This is a genomic window from Paraeggerthella sp. Marseille-Q4926, from assembly GCF_916618935.1.
GTDB classification, from domain to species: domain Bacteria; phylum Actinomycetota; class Coriobacteriia; order Coriobacteriales; family Eggerthellaceae; genus Paraeggerthella; species Paraeggerthella hominis.
In genome coordinates, this window is record NZ_CAKAKF010000001.1 from 253,049 (window position 1) to 273,093 (window position 20,045).

At 60.1% G+C, this 20,045-nt stretch carries 16 protein-coding genes; 14 read left to right on the forward strand and 2 right to left on the reverse strand.

The genetic code is table 11. From position 1 onward, the window contains the following. Window positions 1–128: 128 nt before the first annotated feature. The 7 genes from LG373_RS01075 (at window position 129) to LG373_RS01105 (ending at window position 8,086) form a co-directional block, all read left to right on the forward strand. Window positions 129–917: a trimeric intracellular cation channel family protein gene (locus LG373_RS01075; protein WP_114567024.1), complete on the forward strand. Its 789-nt coding sequence runs from the start codon at window positions 129–131 to the stop codon at window positions 915–917. Between the two features lie 608 nt (window positions 918–1,525). Further along, on the forward strand, window positions 1,526–2,275 hold the full coding sequence (rlmB, locus tag LG373_RS01080; RefSeq protein ID WP_114567023.1) for a 23S rRNA (guanosine(2251)-2'-O)-methyltransferase RlmB: 750 nt from the start codon (window positions 1,526–1,528) through the stop codon (window positions 2,273–2,275). A 19-nt stretch (window positions 2,276–2,294) separates the two neighbouring features. Further along, window positions 2,295–2,849 carry an NYN domain-containing protein gene (locus LG373_RS01085; protein WP_225748750.1) on the forward strand — a complete coding sequence of 185 codons (555 nt, stop codon included), beginning with the start codon at window positions 2,295–2,297 and terminating at the stop codon, window positions 2,847–2,849. Next, window positions 2,839–3,141 carry a hypothetical protein gene (locus tag LG373_RS01090; RefSeq protein WP_216528962.1) on the forward strand — a complete coding sequence of 101 codons (303 nt, stop codon included), beginning with the start codon at window positions 2,839–2,841 and terminating at the stop codon, window positions 3,139–3,141. The genes LG373_RS01085 and LG373_RS01090 overlap by 11 nt, the downstream gene beginning before the upstream one ends. Then, a complete protein-coding gene (locus LG373_RS01095; RefSeq protein ID WP_225748984.1) occupies window positions 3,141–3,923 on the forward strand; it encodes a tyrosine-protein phosphatase in 783 nt (260 codons plus the stop codon). Before LG373_RS01090 ends, LG373_RS01095 begins: the two co-directional genes overlap by 1 nt. Before the next feature lie 108 nt (window positions 3,924–4,031). After that, window positions 4,032–6,230, forward strand: a complete 2,199-nt coding sequence (locus tag LG373_RS01100; RefSeq protein ID WP_225748751.1) for an RND family transporter — start codon at window positions 4,032–4,034, stop codon at window positions 6,228–6,230. After that, on the forward strand, window positions 6,227–8,086 hold the full coding sequence (locus LG373_RS01105) for a hypothetical protein (RefSeq protein ID WP_225748752.1): 1,860 nt from the start codon (window positions 6,227–6,229) through the stop codon (window positions 8,084–8,086). The genes LG373_RS01100 and LG373_RS01105 overlap by 4 nt, the downstream gene beginning before the upstream one ends. Window positions 8,087–8,447: 361 nt before the next feature. Here LG373_RS01105 and LG373_RS01110 read toward each other — a convergent pair whose 3' ends face one another. Beyond that, the gene (locus LG373_RS01110) at window positions 8,448–9,344 is read right to left on the reverse strand and encodes an arylamine N-acetyltransferase (protein WP_225748753.1); all 897 of its coding nucleotides are present in this window, start codon (window positions 9,342–9,344) and stop codon (window positions 8,448–8,450) included. Window positions 9,345–9,907: 563 nt separating this feature from the next. Between LG373_RS01110 and nrfD (LG373_RS01115) the strand changes: the two genes are divergently transcribed. The 7 genes from nrfD (LG373_RS01115) to LG373_RS01145 all read left to right on the forward strand — a co-directional run bounded on the left by nrfD (LG373_RS01115) (window position 9,908) and on the right by LG373_RS01145 (window position 17,891). Next, window positions 9,908–10,882: an NrfD/PsrC family molybdoenzyme membrane anchor subunit gene (gene nrfD, locus LG373_RS01115; protein ID WP_216528959.1), complete on the forward strand. Its 975-nt coding sequence runs from the start codon at window positions 9,908–9,910 to the stop codon at window positions 10,880–10,882. Window positions 10,883–10,903: 21 nt separating this feature from the next. Further along, a complete protein-coding gene (locus LG373_RS01120; protein WP_114567008.1) occupies window positions 10,904–11,392 on the forward strand; it encodes a GntR family transcriptional regulator in 489 nt (162 codons plus the stop codon). Then, window positions 11,389–12,429: a slipin family protein gene (locus LG373_RS01125; RefSeq protein ID WP_225748755.1), complete on the forward strand. Its 1,041-nt coding sequence runs from the start codon at window positions 11,389–11,391 to the stop codon at window positions 12,427–12,429. Before LG373_RS01120 ends, LG373_RS01125 begins: the two co-directional genes overlap by 4 nt. Window positions 12,430–12,891: 462 nt before the next feature. After that, complete coding sequence (locus LG373_RS01130; protein ID WP_225748756.1) at window positions 12,892–15,306, forward strand: molybdopterin-dependent oxidoreductase; 2,415 nt, start codon at window positions 12,892–12,894, stop codon at window positions 15,304–15,306. Between the two features lie 8 nt (window positions 15,307–15,314). After that, on the forward strand, window positions 15,315–15,932 hold the full coding sequence (locus tag LG373_RS01135; protein ID WP_114567005.1) for a 4Fe-4S dicluster domain-containing protein: 618 nt from the start codon (window positions 15,315–15,317) through the stop codon (window positions 15,930–15,932). A 16-nt stretch (window positions 15,933–15,948) separates the two neighbouring features. Then, entirely contained in the window at window positions 15,949–17,175 is a 1,227-nt protein-coding gene (nrfD, locus tag LG373_RS01140) for an NrfD/PsrC family molybdoenzyme membrane anchor subunit (protein WP_114567004.1), read from the forward strand. Between the two features lie 68 nt (window positions 17,176–17,243). Then, window positions 17,244–17,891 (forward strand): molecular chaperone, encoded by a 648-nt coding sequence (locus tag LG373_RS01145; protein WP_114567003.1) that lies wholly within the window; start codon window positions 17,244–17,246, stop codon window positions 17,889–17,891. 93 nt (window positions 17,892–17,984) lie between these two features. Here LG373_RS01145 and LG373_RS01150 read toward each other — a convergent pair whose 3' ends face one another. Next, complete coding sequence (locus LG373_RS01150; RefSeq protein ID WP_225748757.1) at window positions 17,985–19,646, reverse strand: hypothetical protein; 1,662 nt, start codon at window positions 19,644–19,646, stop codon at window positions 17,985–17,987. Between the last annotated feature and the right edge of the window lie 399 nt (window positions 19,647–20,045).

The following is a 20,045-nucleotide window of genomic DNA, read 5'->3' on the forward strand; positions in this document are numbered from 1 at the left end:
TGCTTTTGACCTTTGCGGCGCGTGGATGGGGAGCGCTTGCGGGTGCACGTCGCGCTTTTTTGCTTTTCTTCCTCTAGCGCGCCGCCGCTCGTTGTGGTTTCATAGGCGCATCGACCGATAAGGGGCTTATGGATACCTCCTTTTTTCAGCAAATGCTCTCCGACTCGCAGGTGCTTACCGTGCCGTGGAGCATCGATTATTTTTCCGTGGTCGTCGGCGTGCTGACGGGCGCGCTGTTCGCATGCGACCGCAAGCTCGACATCATCGGCACCGTTGTGCTGGGCCTGGTCACCGGGTACGGCGGCGGTATCATCCGCGATGTGCTCATGCAGGATCACGGCGTGTACTTCACCTCGCACCCCGACCTTATCGTCATCTGCATTGCCATCTGCGTGTTCGTGTTCTACTTCCGCGGATTGTTCCGGCATTTGGATGCCACGGTGTTCTTCGCGGACGCGCTGTCGGTGGGGCTGTTCGCGCTGGCCGGGGCCAGCAAGGCGTATGCGTGCGAGCAGGGCGTTGTGCTGTCGATCATCCTGGGCGCCATCACGGCGGTGGGTGGCGGCGCGGTGCGCGACATCTGCGTGGGGGAGACGCCCGGCATCTTCAAGCAGAGCAACTTCTACGCGGTGGCGGGCTTGGGCGGCTCGCTTGCGTTCGTCGTGCTGGCGTACGCGGGCGCTCCGTTGCCCATCGCGGGCGTTGCCTGCGTGTTCGCGGTCGTGTTTCTGCGCTACTGGAGCGTGTACTACGATTGGAAGACGCGTAGCGAGGCGGACCTTACGCCCCATGTAGCGCGCGGCGTCGGCAAGGTGAAGCGCGTGGTGTCGGGCGTGTTCCTGCACGGCGGCGACACGACGGCGGCACAGAAGCGCAGCCTGCGTCGCGTGCTGCGGCGCCGTCGCGACGACGAGTAGCGGGCGCGAGGCTGTCGGCGTCGGCTGCGCGGCGGGGGTGCAGGAACGTTTCGCTTGCGAGCGCTTTCGCCATGCGTGCCGTCTGCCAGCGCTACCTAAGGTAGCGTCTTGCGCACGAAAAACGGCTCCCGCTGGCAGGTTTTGACGGTTTGCGGTCGTTTGACGCCCGCTACAAGTCGGCCGTTTTCAACCCGGATTCGCCACGCGCTCCTGAACAGGCACGATGCAAAGCGCTTTTCAGCTGGAAGGGCGGCGAAAGCGAATCGACGACCCCCAACCGTCAAAACCTGCCAGCGAACGCGGTTTTTCGCGCGCAAGCGGGGTGGGAACCCGTTCGCGCGGCCCGGGCGCCCCGTTCGCACGGCCCGCTGCATGCACCCTGTGCCCCGCCCCGCTGTGCGCTTCCGGTCCCAGTCCCGCGCCCCGCGCCCCCATGCGCCCCGCCCGCCTCGCACCTCGCCGCCTACATCCTGCGCCCTCCGCGTTCGCCCTGTGCGCTTTTCGTCCCCTCGTTTCCCGGCGCATGTGCGGCGTGGTACACTTTCGAGCGATCGAATTCTCCAGGATCGGCGCAGATGATCGCGCGATCCTCCACGAAAGGCAACCACATGGCTGACTACATAGAAGGCAAGCGCCCCATCATCGAGGCGCTGCGCACGGGCGTGCCCGTCAAGAGCATCCTCATGGCCGACAACGTCAAGCGCGACGGCCTTATCGAGGACATCTTGCGCAAGGCGAAGCGCGCTGGCGCAACGGTGGAGATGGTTCCGCGCAAGATCCTCGACGACAAGTCGGATCGTGGCAGCCATCAGGGCGTTATGGCCAAGACGAAGCCGTTTCCCTATGCGGGCATCGGTGATATCGTGGGCGCGGCTGAAGCCTCTGCGGCAAACAACGACGGCCGTGCGCTCGTGGTGATCCTCGATCACATCACCGACGCCGGCAACCTGGGCGCCATTTCGCGCAGCGCTGAAGCGGTGGGCGCGTGCGGCCTGATCATCCCCAACAAGCGCAGCGCGCACGTGGAAGCTTCAACGTACAAGAGCTCGGCCGGCGCCATCGCGCACGTGCCCGTGGCGCAGGTGTCGAACCTGGTCCAGGCCATCAACCGCCTCAAGGAAGAGGGCTTTTGGGTGGCTGCTGCCACCGAGCATGCCCAGGACCTTATCTGGGACACCAACCTCAAGGGCAAGATCGCGCTGGTGATGGGCAACGAGCACGAGGGCGTTTCTCGTCTGGTGCTGGAAAACTGCGACCTGTTCGCGAAGCTGCCGCTTGAGGGCGAGGTTGCTTCCCTTAACGTGGCGCAGGCGGCCACGGCGTGCATGTACGAGTGGCTTCGTCAGAACCGCGCTTGATTGCAGGCGATGCACCGCTATGGCACGGCAACGTAAAAAACTCCTGATCGTGGACGGGTACAACGTGTTGCGCTCGGGCAGCCGGTACCGTCAGGTCACCGACCCGGACTACACGGACGACACGTTCAACGTCGCGCGCGAAACGCTCATCAACGACGTGATCAACTACGCGGGGCGCGACTGGCGCGCCATCATCGTGTTCGATGGCGCGCGCAACGCGTTTTCCACCGGCGAGGCGGAAACCATCGGCGGCGTGCGCATCATGTTCAGTCCGGCCGGTCAGTCGGCCGACAAGGTGATCGAGAAGCTGGCGCACGATGCGCGCGAACGTCAGGTGGAAACGCTCGTGGTCACAAGCGATGCCACCATCCAGGACACCGTCTTCGGCTTCGGCGTGGATCGCATGAGCGCCGACGGTTTCAGCCGTGAGGTGGGCATGCATTACGAAGACGCCCGCTTGGACGAAACGCCGAAGGTGGCGCAGAAGAACACCGTTGCATCGCGCATCGATCCTGCCGTCCTGGCGAAGCTCAAGGCCATGCGCGACGGGGAGAGCGAACCTCATGGACGATAGCGCGCATGCCGAGGCCGGCCGTTCCGTCTACCATGTGGGCGATCCCGTCGTGTTCGAGGGCTACGTGGACGACTTCGCCGAAGGGGTGTCTGCGCTTGAGTTCTCGCTCGACAACGGTGAGACCTGGACGGCGTACGCGACGACGGGGGCGGTGGCCGAGCGCGGCGTGAACTGGCGCTTCGTGTACACGCCCGAGCGTCCGGGCTGCTATCTGCTCAAAGCCCGTGCTCGGGACGCGCACGGTCGCTCGTCTTCGTTGGTGTCGGGGTTCGCATTCGAGGTCCTGCCGTGATGGCTGTCGCAAGCCCGAACGGCTTGGGCGCGGATTCCGCGCACGCCGCGCCCGAAGCCTACGGAGCTTCGCGCATTCGGGCGATAGGCGGCGGGCCGCTTGCGGGCGCGCGCCTGTTTCGCTCGTGCGACCTGTCTTCCATCGACGCTCAGGAAGCCGACGTTATCGTTCGGTTACTGGGCGTTCGTTCCATATACGACATTCGCAACCAGAGCGAGGTGGCCGCGCGACCTGAGCCGTACCTGGTGGGCGCGAAAACCGTCGCACTGGCTCCTTCGGCGGAAACCAGGCGCAAGGATGCGGGGAAGCGCCTGGTGGCAGGCGTGATCGATGCATACGGCGCGCCGGGGGAGCGCATGGTGCGCAACTACCGCCGCTACGTGAGCGAGTATCCGCTCATCGGCACGGCGCTGCGATCGATTGCCGCGGAGGGCGTTCCTGCGCTGGTGCACTGCGTGAACGGCAAGGACCGCACCGGTGTGCTCTGCGCCGTGCTGCTGCGCGCATCGGGAGTCCATCCCGACGACGTCATGGCCGACTACCTGGCAACGAACCAGGTGAACGCCGCGTCCATGCGCGCGGAGGCCGCATCGCTCGGCGCGGGCATGACCGACGGGGAGCGGGCGATCCTCCAGTCGTTTCTCGAGGCGCGACCGGCGTACCTGGACGCGTTCTTCGCGGAAGTGGACAACGCGTTCGGCTCGTTCGACCGCTACGTGCGGGAAGGGTTGCGACTTCGTTTTGACCAGGTTGAACGGCTGGCTGCCCTGCTTGTGCGGTAGCTCGTCGGGGCGCGAGCGCATCGTCGCGCGCTTGTTGGTTGTTTCCCCACCTGGTGTTGGGTATTATTCGAAGTACGAAACGGCATCAAGGCGAACGGGATTCCCCTCATGACACGCACGAATTGTACGGACCGCATCATAGACGGCGTCATCGCGCGCCGAAAAGCGGTCGTGGCGGCGTTCGTGACCGTCGCCATCGTGTGTGCGGCCATGATTCCGTTCGTCGGCGTCAACTACGACATGGTCGACTATCTGCCGGACGAAGCCCAATCGACCACCGCCGTGGAAATCATGAGCACGGAATTCGCCCAGGCTGTTCCGAATGCGAACGTGCTGGTGCACGACGTGTCCGTGGCGCAGGCCCTCGAACTTAAGAGCAAGATCGCCGCTGTTGACGGTGTGGAGTCCGTTATGTGGCTCGACGACGTCATGGATGTGGCAACGCCGCTGGAAATGGCCGATCCGTCGCTGGTCGAAACGTACTACCGCAATGGCGCAGCCCTGTTCCAGGTAGCGGTTGCCGAAGGCTTCGAGGGTCGGGCCGTTCCCGCGCTGCGTGCGCTGGTGGACGAGGCGGGGCCGGTAAACGCGGTGTCGGGCGAAGCCTCCGATACGGCGCAGACCACGGCCAGTACGGGCGAGGAAACCGGAAAAGCCGCGCTGGTCCTGGTTCCCATCATCGTGCTGCTGCTGGTTCTTTCCACTCGGTCTTGGATCGAGCCGGTGCTGTTTCTTGCGGCCATCGGCGTGTCCATCATCATCAATATGGGCACGAACATCGTGTTCGGCCAGGTGTCGTTCATCACGTTTTCGGTGAGCCCCATCTTGCAGCTGGCGGTTTCGCTGGACTACGCCATTTTCCTGCTGCACGCTTTCGCGGCCGAGCGGGCTCTTCAGCCTACTCCCGAGCGTGCGATGGCCGTGGCTATGCGCACGTCGCTGTCCACGATCGCCGCAAGCGCCGTCACCACGCTTTTCGGATTTATGGCGCTGTCGTTCATGCAGTTCCAAATCGGCGCCGATCTGGGCATCAACCTGGTCAAGGGCATCGTGTTCAGCTTCTTCACGGTCATGGTGTTCCTGCCGGCCCTCACGCTTTCACTGTACAAGCTTATCGACAAGACGGCGCACCGGCCCTTGCTGCCCTCGTTTCGCAACGTGGGGCGCGTGCTGGCGAAGGTGCGCGTGCCGGCGCTCGTGTTGGTGCTTGCGCTGGTGGTGCCGGCGTATTTGGGCCAGGCCCATACCGTGTTCACCTACCAGAACAGCGAGCCTGATCCGAATTTGCGCGCAGGAGCCGACACGCTCATGATCCAAGACGAGTTCGGTCAGCAGAACGCGGTAGTGGTGCTGGTCCCGCGCGGCGACGTTGCCGCCGAAGCGGCGCTTTCGGCCGATTTGGCGAAGGTCGACAACGTGGCCAGCGTCATCTCGTACGCGGCAACCGTAGGGGCGACCATCCCGCAGGGTTTCGTGGGCGCGAGCGTGCTGGATCAGTTCTACTCGCAGAATTGGGCGCGCATCATCGCTTATACGGACACCGACGTGGAGAGCAGCGAGGCTTTCGCTACGGTTGAGGCCGTTCAGCGTACGGCGGCTGCGCATTACGACACGTACTACACGGCGGGGCAGTCGGCGAACTTGTACGACATGAAGAACATCGTGGCCGTTGACAACGTGGTGGTTGCTGCGGTGGCGTTCACGGCCATCCTGCTGGTGCTGCTGGTGACGTTCCGTTCGCTGCTGCTGCCGCTGGTGCTGCTGTTGGACATAGAGTCGGGCATCTGGATCAACCTGTCCATCCCGTACTTCACGGGCGATTCGGTGAACTTCATCGGGTACCTGGTCATCAACACGGTGCAGCTGGGAGCGACCATTGACTACGCCATTCTGCTGACCACGCACTACCTGACCCATCGCAAGAATCTTCCTGCGCGCAAAGCGGCGTATCGGGCCTTGGGCGAGACGTTCCCGTCGCTTCTGGTTTCGGCGGGCATTCTGGCCACAGCCGGGTTCGCGCTGGCGTTCTCGTCCACCATGTCGGCGGTTGCCAGCCTGGGCATGCTGCTCGCGCGTGGTGCGTTGCTGTCGTTTGCGCTGGTCACGTGCTTCTTGCCGGCATTGCTCGTGCTGCTTGACGGCCCCATTCGCCGGACCACCTGGCGTGCGAACTTCGCGCCCAAAACGCAAGAGGGCGCGGCGGGCGACGCGTCTGCGGCATCGGAAGCTTGCTGTTCGAATCCCTCGGTCGCGCTTGGAGGCGCTTCCGTTTCCGTGCTCCATACAAGTGAAGGAGACGAATCATGAGGAATCATCCCTGCATGCGCACGGGCCTTGCGGCCCTGCTGACCGTTGCCTTGTCGGTGGCGTGCGTGCCCGGCGCGCTCGCGCTTGCCCAGGACGAATCGGCGAAAGAACCCGGGGCGAGCGGCGCATCGGCGCAGCCGGCTTCCACCGCAACGTATCGAAAGTCCGAAGTGGTGTACGCGAACCTGACGGCAAGCGGGAAGCCGGAAGCGGTGTACGTGGTCAATCGCTTCGACGTAACGGGTGCGGGATCGATCGCGGACTACGGCGATTACACGGCGGTGCAGAACCTGACCAACCAGGCGGATCTGAAGCGCCAGGGCAACGCCACCGTGTTCGAGGCGGGCGAGGGCGCGTTCTTCTACCAGGGCGATGCGGCGCGGACGGCGCTGCCCTGGCGCGTGTCGCTTGAATACAAGCTGGACGGCAAAACCGTGCCGGCCGATCAGCTGGCCGGCGCATCAGGGGCCTTGTCCATCCGGGTGAGCACTGCGCGAAACGACGCGGTTCCCCCGGCGTTCTACGACAGCTTCATGATGCAGATCACGTTTACGCTGCCGGGGGCTGTGGCATCCGACGTGACGGCCGAGGGGGCCTCGGTGGCAAGCGCGGGCCAAGACACTACGGTAGCGTTCACCGTTCTGCCTGGCCATGATGGTGACTTCGAGTTGAAGGCCCAGGTGAAGGATTTCCGTATGGCGGGTGCGCAAATAGCCGCGCTGCCGTATTCCTCGGTTATTGAGATGCCGGACACGAGCGGCATGGCGGACGGCATGACCAGTTTGTCCGATGCCGTGAGCCAGCTTGCGGCGGGAGCGTCGTCTTTGGCTTCGGGCGCGAGCGCACTGTCGAGCGGCGTTCAAGGGCTTTCGTCGGGCGCGACGTCGTTCGGACAAGGTTTGGCGCAGCTCGACTCGTCTTCGGGTGCGCTTGTGGAAGCCTCGAGCCAGATCAAGACCGCGTTCGATGCCATGCCCGCGGCGTTGTCGAAGATCGATCCCGGCCAGCTTGAGCAGCTCAAGCAGCTTCCGGACGCGATCGACAAGATAGCGGACGGGCTCGAGGTGCTTGCTCGGCAAGCGCATGCGGTGCAGCAGGAGTATTCCCAGGCCATGACGGCGCTCGATGGGGCGATCGGGGGGCTGTTGGCGAATGCTCCGACGCAAGGCCAGATCGATTCGTTGAAGGAATACGTCAAGGGCGATTCCTCCCAAGCTGAAACCGTGCAGAAGCTTCTGTCGGTGTACGAGGCTGCTCAGGCGGTCAAAACGGCGTACGTCGAAGGGAAGCCGGCGTTCGACGATGCCGACAATGCGCTGTCTGCCTCCGCGGTCGCGCTCGACCAGCAGGTGGCTGCGTTGCGCGCCGCTGCCAAGCTGCTGGATGCGGCCGTAGCCGACGGGCGCGTTGACCAGCTGGTGCAGGTGGTCGAGGGGTTGTCTCAGCTGCCTGCTTCGTACGGCCAGTTCCACGACGGATTGGTGCAGTACACCTCCGGCGTGTCGGCTCTGGCTGCCAGCTATGGCGATCTCGAGTCCGGAACGTCGTCGCTTGCGGGTGGCGCACGCCAGCTTTCGGGAGGCGCGGGCTCGCTGAGCGGCGGGTTGGGCCAGCTCAATGCGACCACGATCACGCTGCCGGAAACCATGCGCAAACAGATCGAGGAGATGACCGCGGAATTCGATTTCCCCGAATTCGACCCGGTGTCGTTCGTGTCGCCTGACAACAAGAACGTTGCTGCCGTGCAGTTCGTGATGTCCACGGCGGCCATCGAGAAGCCCGAGGCGCCGCAAGAAGAGGAGTCGAAGGCCGAGCCGACGCTGTGGGATCGCTTCCTGGCGTTGTTCCAGGGATAGAGGGTTTGCGGACGGGGAAGGGGCGGCTTGCCGCCCTCTCGGTCGGGTGGCGGCGGCTCTTTTGCCGGCCCGTCCGGCTTCGACCGTTCCGCCTTCCCCTCGCGCGGGCACGAAATCGCGGGTCTGCGCTCCCTGGATAGCTTCGTTGCCGCGCCGCCCGCGACTGCTTGCTCTCTGAACTGGGGTTCTCGTGCATGTGCACGACACGGCGCGCCCCGCAGGTCGTTTCGTGCAGCGCAGACCCGCGATTTCGTGCCCGCTGGGGGCCGCATCGGGAATTTCGTGACTCCCGATGACGGCGCGGGCGCGCTCTGTTTCCCGAAGGGGCGACTCGATTCGCCGTTGCTCGCGAGGCGCTTCGCTAGCTAGGCAGCACGATGCCGAAGTGCTCTTCTAAAAGCGCCCGGAACATGTCTTCGGAATCGACGGCTTTCGTCTCCTTGCCCTCGGGCGTCACCTGGGTGAACGTGTTTGCGGTGATGGACACGTTCCCGTTTTCGGTCCGACGGTTGATCATCCTTTGCTGCGTGAACATGGAATCGGGATGCGTGGAGCAGTAATGGGAAAGCGGCACGAAATCGGTCAGGGCTATCGGTGCGTCAAGCAGGGCGAACGCAGGCGTTTCCGTTGCGTCGACGCGCCGCCTTTTCGCTGCGCTCCCGCAGTATACGACGTGCCACCAGCACGAATCGTGCAGTTCGACGCGAAACGCCTGCCCGCACGATTCGACCTCCGCGCCATCGACAAGGGGGATGGCGCATGCCGGCGAAGGCCCGCCGTAGCCGACTTCCGCGATGTATCGCCGTCCTTCTACGCGTGCGATCGTGCCCCGGTGCAGGATGGGGTAGACGTAGCCCCGGTCTTTCAGGCTGCGTCCCAAGCAAGGCGACGTTTCAACGCCCATGTGCTTGAGCAACGCGTTGAACAGGGCGTTCAGTTCGAAGCAGTAGCCGCCGCGCCGTCCGACTACAACCTTGTCGAATATGTCGGGTATGCCCAACGAAACAGGGCGATGGTAGTCGCATGCGTCCAGGTTCTCGAAAGGGATGCGGCTTTGGTGCGCAAGGATCATGCGGTCCAAGTCGCTTTTCGACAGCGGCAGCTCGGGCTGCTCCATCTCCAGCCTTTCCCAGTACTTTTGAACATCGGGGATGTCTTCGTACAGCTCCTCGTACATTGCGGCTCCTATCGTGAGTGTGCCGAGCGCCGCCTGCTGCAGCGGGCAAGCAAGCACGCCTCGGTGCGATGGTTGTTCCATGGTCGCTCTTTCGGTCGTGGTCGCGCATCCCTCCCGAAGGATGAACCGGGCTCATTCGCTTGTGTTCGAAGGCTGATTTCTTTCATTGCTCGTGCGGGTTGGGGTGTCGTGGGGGGTCTTTCTCGTTAGGGTGGCCCCGCATCCTCGTGTGCGGGCATAAAATCGCGGGTCTGCGCTCCCCGGGCGACTCCGCCACCACGCCGCCCGCGACCCCCTGTTCCCTGGCCTGGTGTTTTCGTGCGAGCGCACGAAACGACGCCCTCCGTAGGGCGCTTCACGCAGCGCAGACCCGCCAGTTCGTGCCATCGCCTCCAAGCGCTGCGTCTTTCGTCGTCTCCGCCTCCCGCGGAGGCTTCCTCGATCAATCACCTCTGATGCCGAAGCGCCCTTCGGGAAACGCGCTGCGCTAGAAGTCTCAAGCTGCAACGAGGCGGTGCGGCAGGCCCTTCGTCACGCTCCGCTGCATACCTTTCCGAAATCGCGTACAATGTTCTCGATAATTGTCTTAGGATAATGTGCGGGCGTTTGGGAGAAGGCTTGCGGCCAGGGAGGGGGGCGGCGCGTTGTTCGGATCGCTGATCGTGTGCTACTTGTTCTTGGGCGGCGCGGGAGCCGGTGCTTGCCTGGTTTCGGCTGCGCTGAGCTTGCTGTCTCCTGCTTCTCTGACCGTGCAGCGCATGCCTGGTCGCACGGGTTCGCCTTGCAGGATCGTTCGCCTGCCTGAAGCGTATAGGCGACTGCTTGCTCCGGGGCTTGCCGCGGGATTGACGGCGCTTGGAGCTGGCATGGTCTGCTTGCTGGCGGACGTCGGGCGCATCGATCGCGTGGCGTCGCTGCTTCTGAACCCTTCATTGTCGTACGTTGCGGCGGGCGCCTGGGCTTTGGCCGCGTGCTTCTTGCTGGCGTGCTTCTTGCTGGTTGCATGGGTCGGCTTGGCCCGCCTCTCGGTTGCGGTGGTTCGCGTGGCCGAGGTTTTGCTGGCTTTGGCATCGGTCGTGACCATGGCGTATACGGGCTTACTGCTGCAGAGCATGCCCTCGGTGCCGCTCTGGTCGACGCCTTGGCTTCCGGTGCTGTTCGTCTTTTCGTCGCTTTCGTGCGGATGCGCTATGGTTCTGGCTGTCGGTCAGTTCTCAGGCGCAGCGCGAATGTTCGGGGGCGTGTTTCGGCGGCTGGCGGCTGTCGATGCCGTGGTCGTGGCGTGCGAGATTCTGGTTGCGGCAGCTTACGTAGCTGCGGTTTCGGGGCTGACCGCGCTGGGGGCTCCTGCGTTTTCCGGTTCGAGCGGCACCGGACAGGCGCTGGCCGTCTCGTCGCAGGTTTTGGTTGGCGGCCCGGACGCGTGGCTGTTTTGGGTTGTGTTCGCGGCGGGCGGACTTGCCTTTCCGCTTGCGGCTGATTTGGCGATCGTGCGGGTTGCGAAGCCTTTGCCGATGATGGCTTTAGCTGTGGCTGCGGGTGTTTTAGCCGGTGGGCTCGCTTTGCGGTATTGCCTGGTTGAAGTGGGAATGCAGCCTGTTTTGCAGATGGGATTGTGATAAGGATGGAGAGTGCGACCAATGGATAAGTCCACGTTCCCTTTCGAAGTTGATGCAACTACCGACGTGCCTTTGTGGGTACAGCTGCGCCAGCGGCTTATCTATTTGATCAATTCCGGTTATTTCAAGCCTGGCGATCGGTTGCCGACGGTGCGTGGGCTGGCGTCCGACATTTCCATCAACTACAACACGGTGAACAAGGCGTATCTCAGCCTTGTGTCCGATGGATATCTGGAATCGACGCGTGGGCGCGGCGTGTTCGTGCGCGACTTGGACGCGGAGATGGACGAGGGGTTCGCAAAGGAGATCGATAGCCTTATGGACGATTGCATTGCGGCGTGTCGCGACCTGGGCTTGTCTCTTGACGACGTGCAGCGGTGCATGCTCCTTAAGATCAAGCAGGCAAAAATGGCCGAGGGGATTGAGGACGATACTTCAGTGGAGGGATCTGGCCGTATCGTGAAGGTGGACGTGATCGGTGCATCTGGCGGCAAAGTGCGCGGCGCATGATCAACTGGTATAAGAAGAGGGAAGAAACCGACATGAATCTTGAAAACAGCAGGAATGCTCGGCGCAGGCGGACGACTGAAGCCGAGTCGCGTTCGTTCGGAGGGCGTTCCTCGTGGAGGGTGCTTCCCGATGCGAATACGGAAGTGGTGGGCGAGCGCGCTTCGAGTGCGGGCGTGCTGTTGTTTACCGCGACGGTGTTTCTGGTGACGTTTTGCCTGGTTATGGGCATCTCGATAGGGGCAACGGGTCGTATGGGGCTGGTTTCTCTTGCGCTTTCGCTGGTTATGGGGCTGCTGGCTGCCATGTCGACGCATATCGCGCAGCAGTGGGAAAAGGTCGTGGTGCTGCGTTTCGGCAAGTTCAATCGAGTTTCCGGGCCGGGGTTGTTCTGGACCATCCCTATTGTCGAGCAGAACACCATGCGCGTGGACAATCGCGTTCGCGTGACCACGTTCGGAGCCGAAGAAACCCTGACGGCCGACCTGGTGCCACTCGATGTGAATGCGGTCCTGTTCTGGCACGTGTGGGATGCAAAGGCGGCGTGCATGGAAGTGGGGGACTTCACGCGCGCGGTGGAGCTTGCCGCTCAGACGGCTTTGCGCGACGCTATCGGTCGGGGAGGCGCGGCCGAGGTGGCCATTCGCCGCGAGCAGCTGGACCGCGAGCTCAAACGCGCGCTCGAAGAGAAGGTGGAGCCTTGGGGCATTACCATCCTGTCGGTGGAGATCCGCGACATCTTGCTGCCGAAGGAGTTGCAAGATGTTATGTCGCTTGAGGCTCAGGCCGAGCAGCGCAAGAAGGCTCGCATCATTCTTATGGAGGCTGAGCAGGATATCTGCGAAATGATGGACGATATGGGCGATATATACGCGAGAAACGATGCTGCGCTGCGGTTGCGCTCCATGCATCTTCTGTATGAGAGCGTTCGAGAAACCGGCGGCACGGTTGTGGTGCCAAGCAGTTTCAGCGAGGGCTTTGGGGACGTGCTCGGCGACGCTGCGAAAGACGCTCTTGGCGGGAAAGGCGGGAAGGCGTAAGGTCTTGGCGCCGTGCTTCCAAGTTGCGCGGCTGTTTTGTACATAATTCATGCGTACGCAACAATTCTCGTCCGATTGCCCTTGATAATTGTGCGGCGTAAGCTTGTCGGACTTGATGCTGGTTGAATGCTTGTGCTTGTCGACTGCTCGGATGTGCGGGGTCGACGTTCCTGCTATTGATCTGCTGGATTTGAAGGTTCCCGCGCTTTGCATTGAACGGTACGAGCTGAAGCGACCGCTGACATTGTTTCTAAAATAGAATAATACTGCCGGTAAATTATCCTATGACAATCATTGATTGTCATAGGATAATTTCGTATAGTGCAGGCAAGGGAATTTGGCCAATTCTTGTCAGGAACGTATTGGGGGATATCCGATAGGATTGCGCTTGGGATTCGCGGCAATAGATTCGCGATCCATTTCGCAGGGGGATATCCTGACGAGATCTTTGGAGGAGGAGAAATGTCAGGAACAACCAGCTCGCAGAGCGGGCTCACGCGTAGGAGTTTCCTGAAAACAACCGGCGTTGCGGCTGGGGCGTTGGGCCTTGCGGGCGCCGTTGGCATGACTACGCCCGATGGTTGGCTTGCGCCCTCGGAGGCCCACGCCGAGCCTGAGGAGCGAGTGGGGTATGCATTCCACTATCGACATTGTCAATGCAACTGCCACTTGAAGTGCACCGTTCGCGATGGTCGCATGGTTCTTGTCGAGCCGAATACTTGGCCGGATAAGAGAAACGAAACCGTATGCTTGAAGGGTATCTCTGAGATCCAGCATACATACAGCTCTGAGCGGCTGCAGGTTCCCCTAAAGCGCGTTGGCGAGAGGGGGTCGGGAGATTTTATCGAGATAACTTGGGAAGAGGCTCTTGACACCATTGCCGACAAGGTAAAGGAAACCCAAGAAAAGTACGGCGCAGGGGCCATTGCTTTCCAGACGGCAGTGGATTCCCTAACCACGTTCTTGCCAAAGCTTCTCAAAGGACAAGAAAAACCCCACCGCGGCATTGATATCGGTTTAGGGAATGGGTTTTCGCCGGCATTGGCTGAATCTGGTCAACAGGGAGCATCCTCGAATGAAGTTGCTGACTGGAAAAATGCTAAAACCATTCTCAACGTCGGTTGCAATATGCTCGAAACCTGCATGGTGACGGCTCCTTACTTCTTTGAGGCAAAGGAAGCGGGTGCAGAAATTATCACGCTGGATCCCAATTTTTGCACCACTGCTGCAAAAAGCTCTCGCTGGATACCTATGATCGCGGGTACTGATCCGGCATTGTATCTGGGGATGATTACAATCATTCTAGAGAATGAATGGTATAACGAGCCGTATCTTAAGGCTAATACCAGCATGCCTTTCTTGGTCAAGCGTTCCGATGGATCGCTTTTAAGGGAGCGCCCTGCCGTCGACGGCAAGCAAACAGGTGACGATAATCCGTTCATGGTTTGGGATGGGCGCACGGGCTCGCTTGCTGGATACCGCGCAGATGGCGTAGACCCAGTGCTTGATTTCGAAACGTCCATCAATGGCGAAGAGTTCGTCACTGTTTTTCGACTGCTAAAAGAAAGCCAGAAAAAATACCCTGCTTCATGGGCTGCGAGGACAACGGGCGTAGATGAAGATGTTCTTGTCGAAATAACCGACAAGTATGCAAACCACGGACCTTCGATTCTCTCGTTTGGATTCGGCGGTGGTGAGAAGTTCTATAACGCTGATGTTGCCGGGCATGCAGCCGTTTTGCTTGCGACCCTTGTGGGTTCGTTTGGAACTGACATTCCTGGTTGGGGCGCAGGCGCGTACGTCAATGCTTACCAAAAGATATTCGGCGCAGGAAAACTGGCTAGTTGGCCGCTTCCCGATGAATGCAAGACGGCACCGGCTCCCAAAGCGAGCGTTGACTACCGCGATGAAGAGAGCGGCATTCGTTTCATGTGGGTGCAAAACGGAGGCTTTCAGCAAATTGCGGGAAACCAGAATCGAACGAACGAATGGGCGAAAACGCTCGATTTCGTTGTCGTTCAGGACATTTGGCATACTCCTTCGGTTGATTGGGCTGACATTGTCCTTCCTGTTTGCTCTCATTTTGAAGTCGACGAAGAAGTGGGTTTCTTGCGCGCGCTGCGCGGCCATGTTCTTCTCCAGCAGAAAGTGCTCGATCCTTTGTTTGAAAGCAAAACCGATTTTTGGATCGATTGCGAAATGGCGAAGCGCTTGGGGTACGGAGATTTTTTGCCGAAAAGCCAGGAAGAACTCGCCCGCTTTCAGCTTGATTGTGCCACCGACAAAGCGATTGCTGGCATAACGCTTGACGAGGTTATTGCCAGCAACGGTGTGGTGGCGCTTAAGAATCAGCCTGAGATTGCGCGTAGCTATAGTGGCCAAACCTATAAAACCACATCGGGAAAGATAGATCTGTATTACGAGAATCTTGTAAAGCATGATCAAGCCTTGCCTCAATACGAAGCTCCTTGCGAGGCTTACGAAGAGAATCCCTTGCGAGAGAAATACCCTTTGGTTATGACCCAGCGTCGATCGAAGTACTTCATTCACCAGAACCTCATGGACGCTACGTGGATACGTCAGTATTACAAACCGACGCTAGAAATGAACCCGGGCGACGTATCTTCGCGTGGGTTGGTGTCCGGTGATATGGTCGAAGCGTTTAACGATCGCGGTTCCTTCAGTTGCGAATGCGTCGCCACTGAGGCGGTTCGTCCGGGCATGGCTGTTATTGTCGAGGGCATTTGGAGTCAGTACATGGGTTCTGGGGACTTGCAAAATGTCACCAATGATGCCGTCAACCCCAGGGGAAAAGCACTTGCCAAAGGTCGTGTTACTCCTTTCAACGACACGCTCATCGAAGTTAAGAAAGCATAGGTGATCGAATGACTAGGCTGGGAATAGCTATCAATTTGGATCGCTGCACTGGTTGCAATACGTGTGCAATGGCGTGCAAGATGCAGAACAATGTGCCCATGGGCATGACGTGGAACCGAGTGATTAATGAGGGATGCGAATCTGAGTTCGGAGTTCAAGGAACTTACCCTGATGTTACGCGCACGTATCTGCCTATTGCCTGCCAGCATTGCGAGAATCCGGCGTGCTTGCGCGTATGTCCGACGGGGGCTACGTACAAGGATGACAAGGGACGCGTGGAAATTGACTACGAAAAGTGCATCGGTTGCCGTATGTGCATGGCTGCTTGTCCGTACAATGCACGCGTGTTTAATTGGAGTGATCCGGTTCGCGATCCTGATTTCAATTATGGAGACAAAAGCGTACCGGTGCGCGGAAAGGGCGTTGCTGAAAAGTGCACGTTGTGCAAAGAGCGCACCGACCGCGACGAGCAGCCTATGTGCGTGAAATGCTGCCTATCAAAAGCTCGCACATTCGGTGATCTCGATGATCCCGAGAGCGAGATATCGAAGCTCGTCGTTGCTCGCAAGGCCGGCGTCCTCCTTGAGGAGCAAGGTACCCGCCCGCAAGTCCATTACTTCAACTAGGGAGGAGGTGCAAACCATGCAAACCTCTACGAAAACTAAAGCTGCCATCGGGGTGCTGGGAATGCTGACGGTGGCGGGTGTTGCCGCTTGGATTTATCAGCTGATGGGTGGTCTTGGCGTGACGGGCATGAATAACGGCACGTCGTGGGGCCTTTACATCACGTGCTTCATGTTCTTTGTGGGCTTGTCGGCCGGCGGCCTCATCGTTGCATCGTCGGCTAGCGTGTTTCATGTGTCCGATTACAAGAAGGTGGCGTTGCCCGCGGTTATTCTATCCACGGTGTGCATCTGCTGCGCAGGAATGTTCGTGCTTATCGATCTTGGCGGCATTCAACGGGTGTGGCGCATTGTTACGGGACCGAACGTGATCTCCCCCTTGTTCTGGGATATTTGCGTTATCACGATGTATCTTGTCATCAACCTGGCGTACCTGTACTTTATGACGTCAAAAAAGCCGGGTGCCCAGGATAAGGTTGCTGTCGTTAGTCGCTTTGCCTTGCCCATCGCTATTCTGGTGCATTCAGTGACCGCGTGGATCTTCGGTCTGCAGATTGCGCGAGAGGGTTGGTATTCCGCCATCATGGCGCCGTTGTTTGTGGCTTCGGCTATGGATTCGGGCTTGGCGTTGCTGCTTCTGGTGTTGAACGGATTGAACAAGTCGGGTGTGTTCAAGACGGACAAGAGACTGTTGGCGAACTTGGCGGGACTTTTGGCTGTATGCGTTGCTGTCGACGCGTTCTTTATCGGCTGCGAGGTTCTGACCATGGCTTATCCAGGTGCTGCCGGAGCCGATACGTTAGCCATCATGACAACCGGAGCGACTGCGCCTTTCTTCTGGTTTGAAATTGTGGTTGGCTTGCTGATTCCGTTTTGCATTCTGGCGTTTGCGAAAAACCGTCAACGGCAAGGTTTGGTTGTTTTCTCCAGCGTGCTGGTGGTGGCTGGCGTGTTCTTCAAGCGCGTGTGGCTGCTGCTTACCTCGTTCTCCCATTTTAATGTGCCGGGTGCTCCGGGTGTGTCGTTGGGAACTGTTAATGCCCAGCAGGGAGGTACCGACATGTGGGCGCTGGCTGGTACCTACGTTCCTACTTGGGTTGAAGTCGTTGTAGTATTGGGCGTTGTGGCATTGGGGGCTTTGGCGTTCGTGGCGCTGACGCGTATGCTGATGCCGACGAATAGGACGAATACCTCTTCGGCAGATGCGCGTCGCGTGGTTGAGCCCGCGTCGGAATCTGTTCAGTAAGAGAAAGAATGCGCCGGACGCTTTTGTCAGGTTCGGCGCGTCGACTGATTTCAAGAAAGGACGACTCTATGGCCGGTATTCCTTGGAAGGCTTTGTCTGAGGCGTACGGATTCCTGGGCAATTCGCTGCTTGCTCCTATGACCATGACGGCGTCGGTTGGTCTTGACGGGCGCTTTTGGGAGGCGTTTCCTACGTTCGGAGATCAAGGTTTGACTGACGCCGTTGCTGCGTGCGTTTGCTGGACTCAGTCTGTTCGCTCACGCGCAGAGGAGAGCGGGGAAGACTCGGTCGAACGCTGCGCCGTGGAATATACCCGCCTGTTTATTGGTCCTCCGTCTCCTTTGGCACCGCCATGGGAAACGATGTATCGAGCTTCGAACGTTACGGTTGGCTTCGGTCAAGCTACTTTCGAAATGCGTCAATTGTTGCGCGAGGCCGGCCTTGAACTTCGAAACGACAATCGCCAGTATGAAGACCATATGGGCATCGAACTGCTATACCTTTCCGATCGATGTCGCTGGCTGTCGGGCGATCCTGTCGAGATCGTGGACGCTCGGCAGAAACTCGCTTCCTTTATCGACGATCACCCGCTTGATTGGATTGGGTCCTTTAGAGATTGCGTGGAAGAGCAAAGCCCGGACGGTTATTTCTCCCGCATTCTATTGGTGACTCAGTGCTTGTTGAAGTGGCATCGGGCGGAATTGTCGGCTCTTTGATCGGGCTTAACCGTTCGCCTTCTCGATTTGCGTCCCCAAAAAAGACGAGCCCCGTTTCGGGGCTCGTCTCGACATGTGCGTTGATCTGCGCGGTTAACCTCTTCCCAGAAGCTTCCTCATGGCCAGCGCGGCGCCTGCCACAAGGGCGAGACACGCCGAAGCGAGTGCAACCACAAGGGGCGTGCTCGTGCTCTCGTCACCCGTTTGGGTCAGGTTCGAGGTTTTCGACTCCTTCGCAGCTGCGGGCAAGGGCTTGGCTTCGGTCTTGGATGTTCCGGAGGTTTCTGTCGTCAAGGTTGCACCGGGTTCTTCCAGCTTGCTCCCGGATTCCGAATCGGAGACTTCCTGCTTCGGGCCGTTTTCCGCTCCCTGGTCCTGGGCGTTCGACGAGCTCCCTTCGTTCGACCCTCCGTTGCCCGCCGCCGACTGGTCCCCGTTGTCCGTCGAGTTATCGGGCGGGGTGGGTGCGTTCGGTTCTCCCGTGCCAGGCTTGCTTTCCTCTGGCGAGGGGTTCTCGTTGCTTGCCGGGGGAGCAGGCACGACGACATCTTCCGATCCCGGTCGATCGGCATTGCCCGGCGCACCTTCGCCAGAGCCGCCGTTCTCGGGAGTGGAAGGCGTGGGCGGCTCAATAGGAGCCGTCGGTTCGTTGGGGGATGGGGCGGGTTCGACAGGCGTCGAAGGTTCGTTCGGAGCCGGCGTCTCGCCCGGAGTCGGGTTCGGGGTGGGCGTTGCCTCCGGCGCAGGATCGGGGTCGGGCGCCGGCGCCGGCTTGTTCGCTTCTGCATCTTGCTCGTGCTGGGTGATGAACGCCAGGCAGTCGTTCAGTTCGTTGCGGTAACGGTTTTCCCAGCCCTGGTGGTACTGGGGCTGGCCCTTGTAGAACACGCTCACGTTCTCCACCACGTAGTTGCACAGCTTGGTGACGAACTCGCGGTCGGTCATGTCGTTGGTGAGCCCGGCTCCCGGCCAGTCGTACCTTTCGCTAGGGTAGTGGTACGTGCCGTTCCAGTCGTATCCGTCCGAAACGCCGCCCACGAACTTCTTCCAGCCGGAAGATCCGAACAGGCTGCTCAAACCCCAGCACAAGCCCTTCACGGCATCGGAGCGATTCGAAATGTCGATGCCCCTGCTGGCCAGGTATTCCTGCGCAGGAATGTACGAGTTGTTGTACGCGTAGCTGTCCTGCAGGCCGGAGAACTCGGTCGGGTTGGCAGCGTATGCAAGGTGCCACGAATCTTCGAGTCTCTGGCCGACCTCGGTCAGCTTCCCGGCGCTTTCGTCGTACAAATCGCCCGAGATGTTCGTGGAGGAAACCCACTCGAACATGTGGTACGTTTCAGGATCGTACGCGTAGCATGCCTCCAGAAATCCCTTGAGGGTGTAGCGGTTGTCGAACTGGTAATACCCCATTGCATGGTATCCGTCGCCATAGGAAAGCCCCTGGTCGTAGTTTCTTCCGCTCTCGTATTTGGCGAAGTACTTCATCTCGCTGGAAACTGCAACCGGATCGAGCGACACCGCGTACGGCATTGCGATAGAGCGAGCAAGCCTGGTTTTCGGCGAGTTGTCGGAGTAGAAGTCGTCCTTGTCGTAATCCGCGGGCTTCTGCATCGCGTTTGAAGCCGATGCGCCCGTCGAAGCAGCTTCGGAAGGAATGGGCTCGTCGGCAAGGGCTGCTGCTGGCATCATGCTGCATGCAAGGGAAAGCGATACGCCCAAGGCGAGCGCCTTCGGTGCGCTGGGTTGTCCCATGGGGACCTCCGTTCTGCGTGTATGGTGCGTTTCATCTGCGTTTGTGGTAGTGCGCGCCAAGGCGCGCATCCGCTGGGGCCGATCGGAGGAATCAGCACGAAGCGGAATAATAAGTTTCTCACGCGCGCGAGAGAGGAAGCCAGTTCGGCGGCGTCTTCTCCATGGCTTTACGACAAATTAAACAGAATTGCTGGGCAACCAGGTGCATCGGCGGCGCGTCGCGTCGCGTCGGCAGGATTGATCCGGTTGCGTCGTGTTGCCTGGCTCCACCTCGTTCAGCAGCGGAAGCGTCCCCTGTTGTCAAAACGGACGAGTTTTGCGGCGATTTTTGTGGCATCGGGGCGGTTCCGCGTGAGGCAGTTTTGCATCGTGCCAGGTCATAAGCTTGTCGTTCGTTAT

Excerpts from the sequence above, each read along its gene's own strand:
- LG373_RS01075 (WP_114567024.1), top strand. The coding sequence starts at position 129 with ATGGATACCTCCTTTTTTCAGCAAATGCTCTCCGACTCGCAGGTGCTT.
- rlmB (WP_114567023.1), top strand. The coding sequence starts at position 1,526 with ATGGCTGACTACATAGAAGGCAAGCGCCCCATCATCGAGGCGCTGCGC.
- LG373_RS01085 (WP_225748750.1), top strand. The coding sequence starts at position 2,295 with ATGGCACGGCAACGTAAAAAACTCCTGATCGTGGACGGGTACAACGTG.
- LG373_RS01090 (WP_216528962.1), top strand. The coding sequence starts at position 2,839 with ATGGACGATAGCGCGCATGCCGAGGCCGGCCGTTCCGTCTACCATGTG.
- LG373_RS01095 (WP_225748984.1), top strand. The coding sequence starts at position 3,141 with ATGGCTGTCGCAAGCCCGAACGGCTTGGGCGCGGATTCCGCGCACGCC.
- LG373_RS01100 (WP_225748751.1), top strand. The coding sequence starts at position 4,032 with ATGACACGCACGAATTGTACGGACCGCATCATAGACGGCGTCATCGCG.
- LG373_RS01105 (WP_225748752.1), top strand. The coding sequence starts at position 6,227 with ATGAGGAATCATCCCTGCATGCGCACGGGCCTTGCGGCCCTGCTGACC.
- LG373_RS01110 (WP_225748753.1), bottom strand. The coding sequence starts at position 9,344 with ATGGAACAACCATCGCACCGAGGCGTGCTTGCTTGCCCGCTGCAGCAG.
- LG373_RS01120 (WP_114567008.1), top strand. The coding sequence starts at position 10,904 with ATGGATAAGTCCACGTTCCCTTTCGAAGTTGATGCAACTACCGACGTG.
- LG373_RS01125 (WP_225748755.1), top strand. The coding sequence starts at position 11,389 with ATGATCAACTGGTATAAGAAGAGGGAAGAAACCGACATGAATCTTGAA.
- LG373_RS01130 (WP_225748756.1), top strand. The coding sequence starts at position 12,892 with ATGTCAGGAACAACCAGCTCGCAGAGCGGGCTCACGCGTAGGAGTTTC.
- LG373_RS01135 (WP_114567005.1), top strand. The coding sequence starts at position 15,315 with ATGACTAGGCTGGGAATAGCTATCAATTTGGATCGCTGCACTGGTTGC.
- nrfD (WP_114567004.1), top strand. The coding sequence starts at position 15,949 with ATGCAAACCTCTACGAAAACTAAAGCTGCCATCGGGGTGCTGGGAATG.
- LG373_RS01145 (WP_114567003.1), top strand. The coding sequence starts at position 17,244 with ATGGCCGGTATTCCTTGGAAGGCTTTGTCTGAGGCGTACGGATTCCTG.
- LG373_RS01150 (WP_225748757.1), bottom strand. The coding sequence starts at position 19,646 with ATGGGACAACCCAGCGCACCGAAGGCGCTCGCCTTGGGCGTATCGCTT.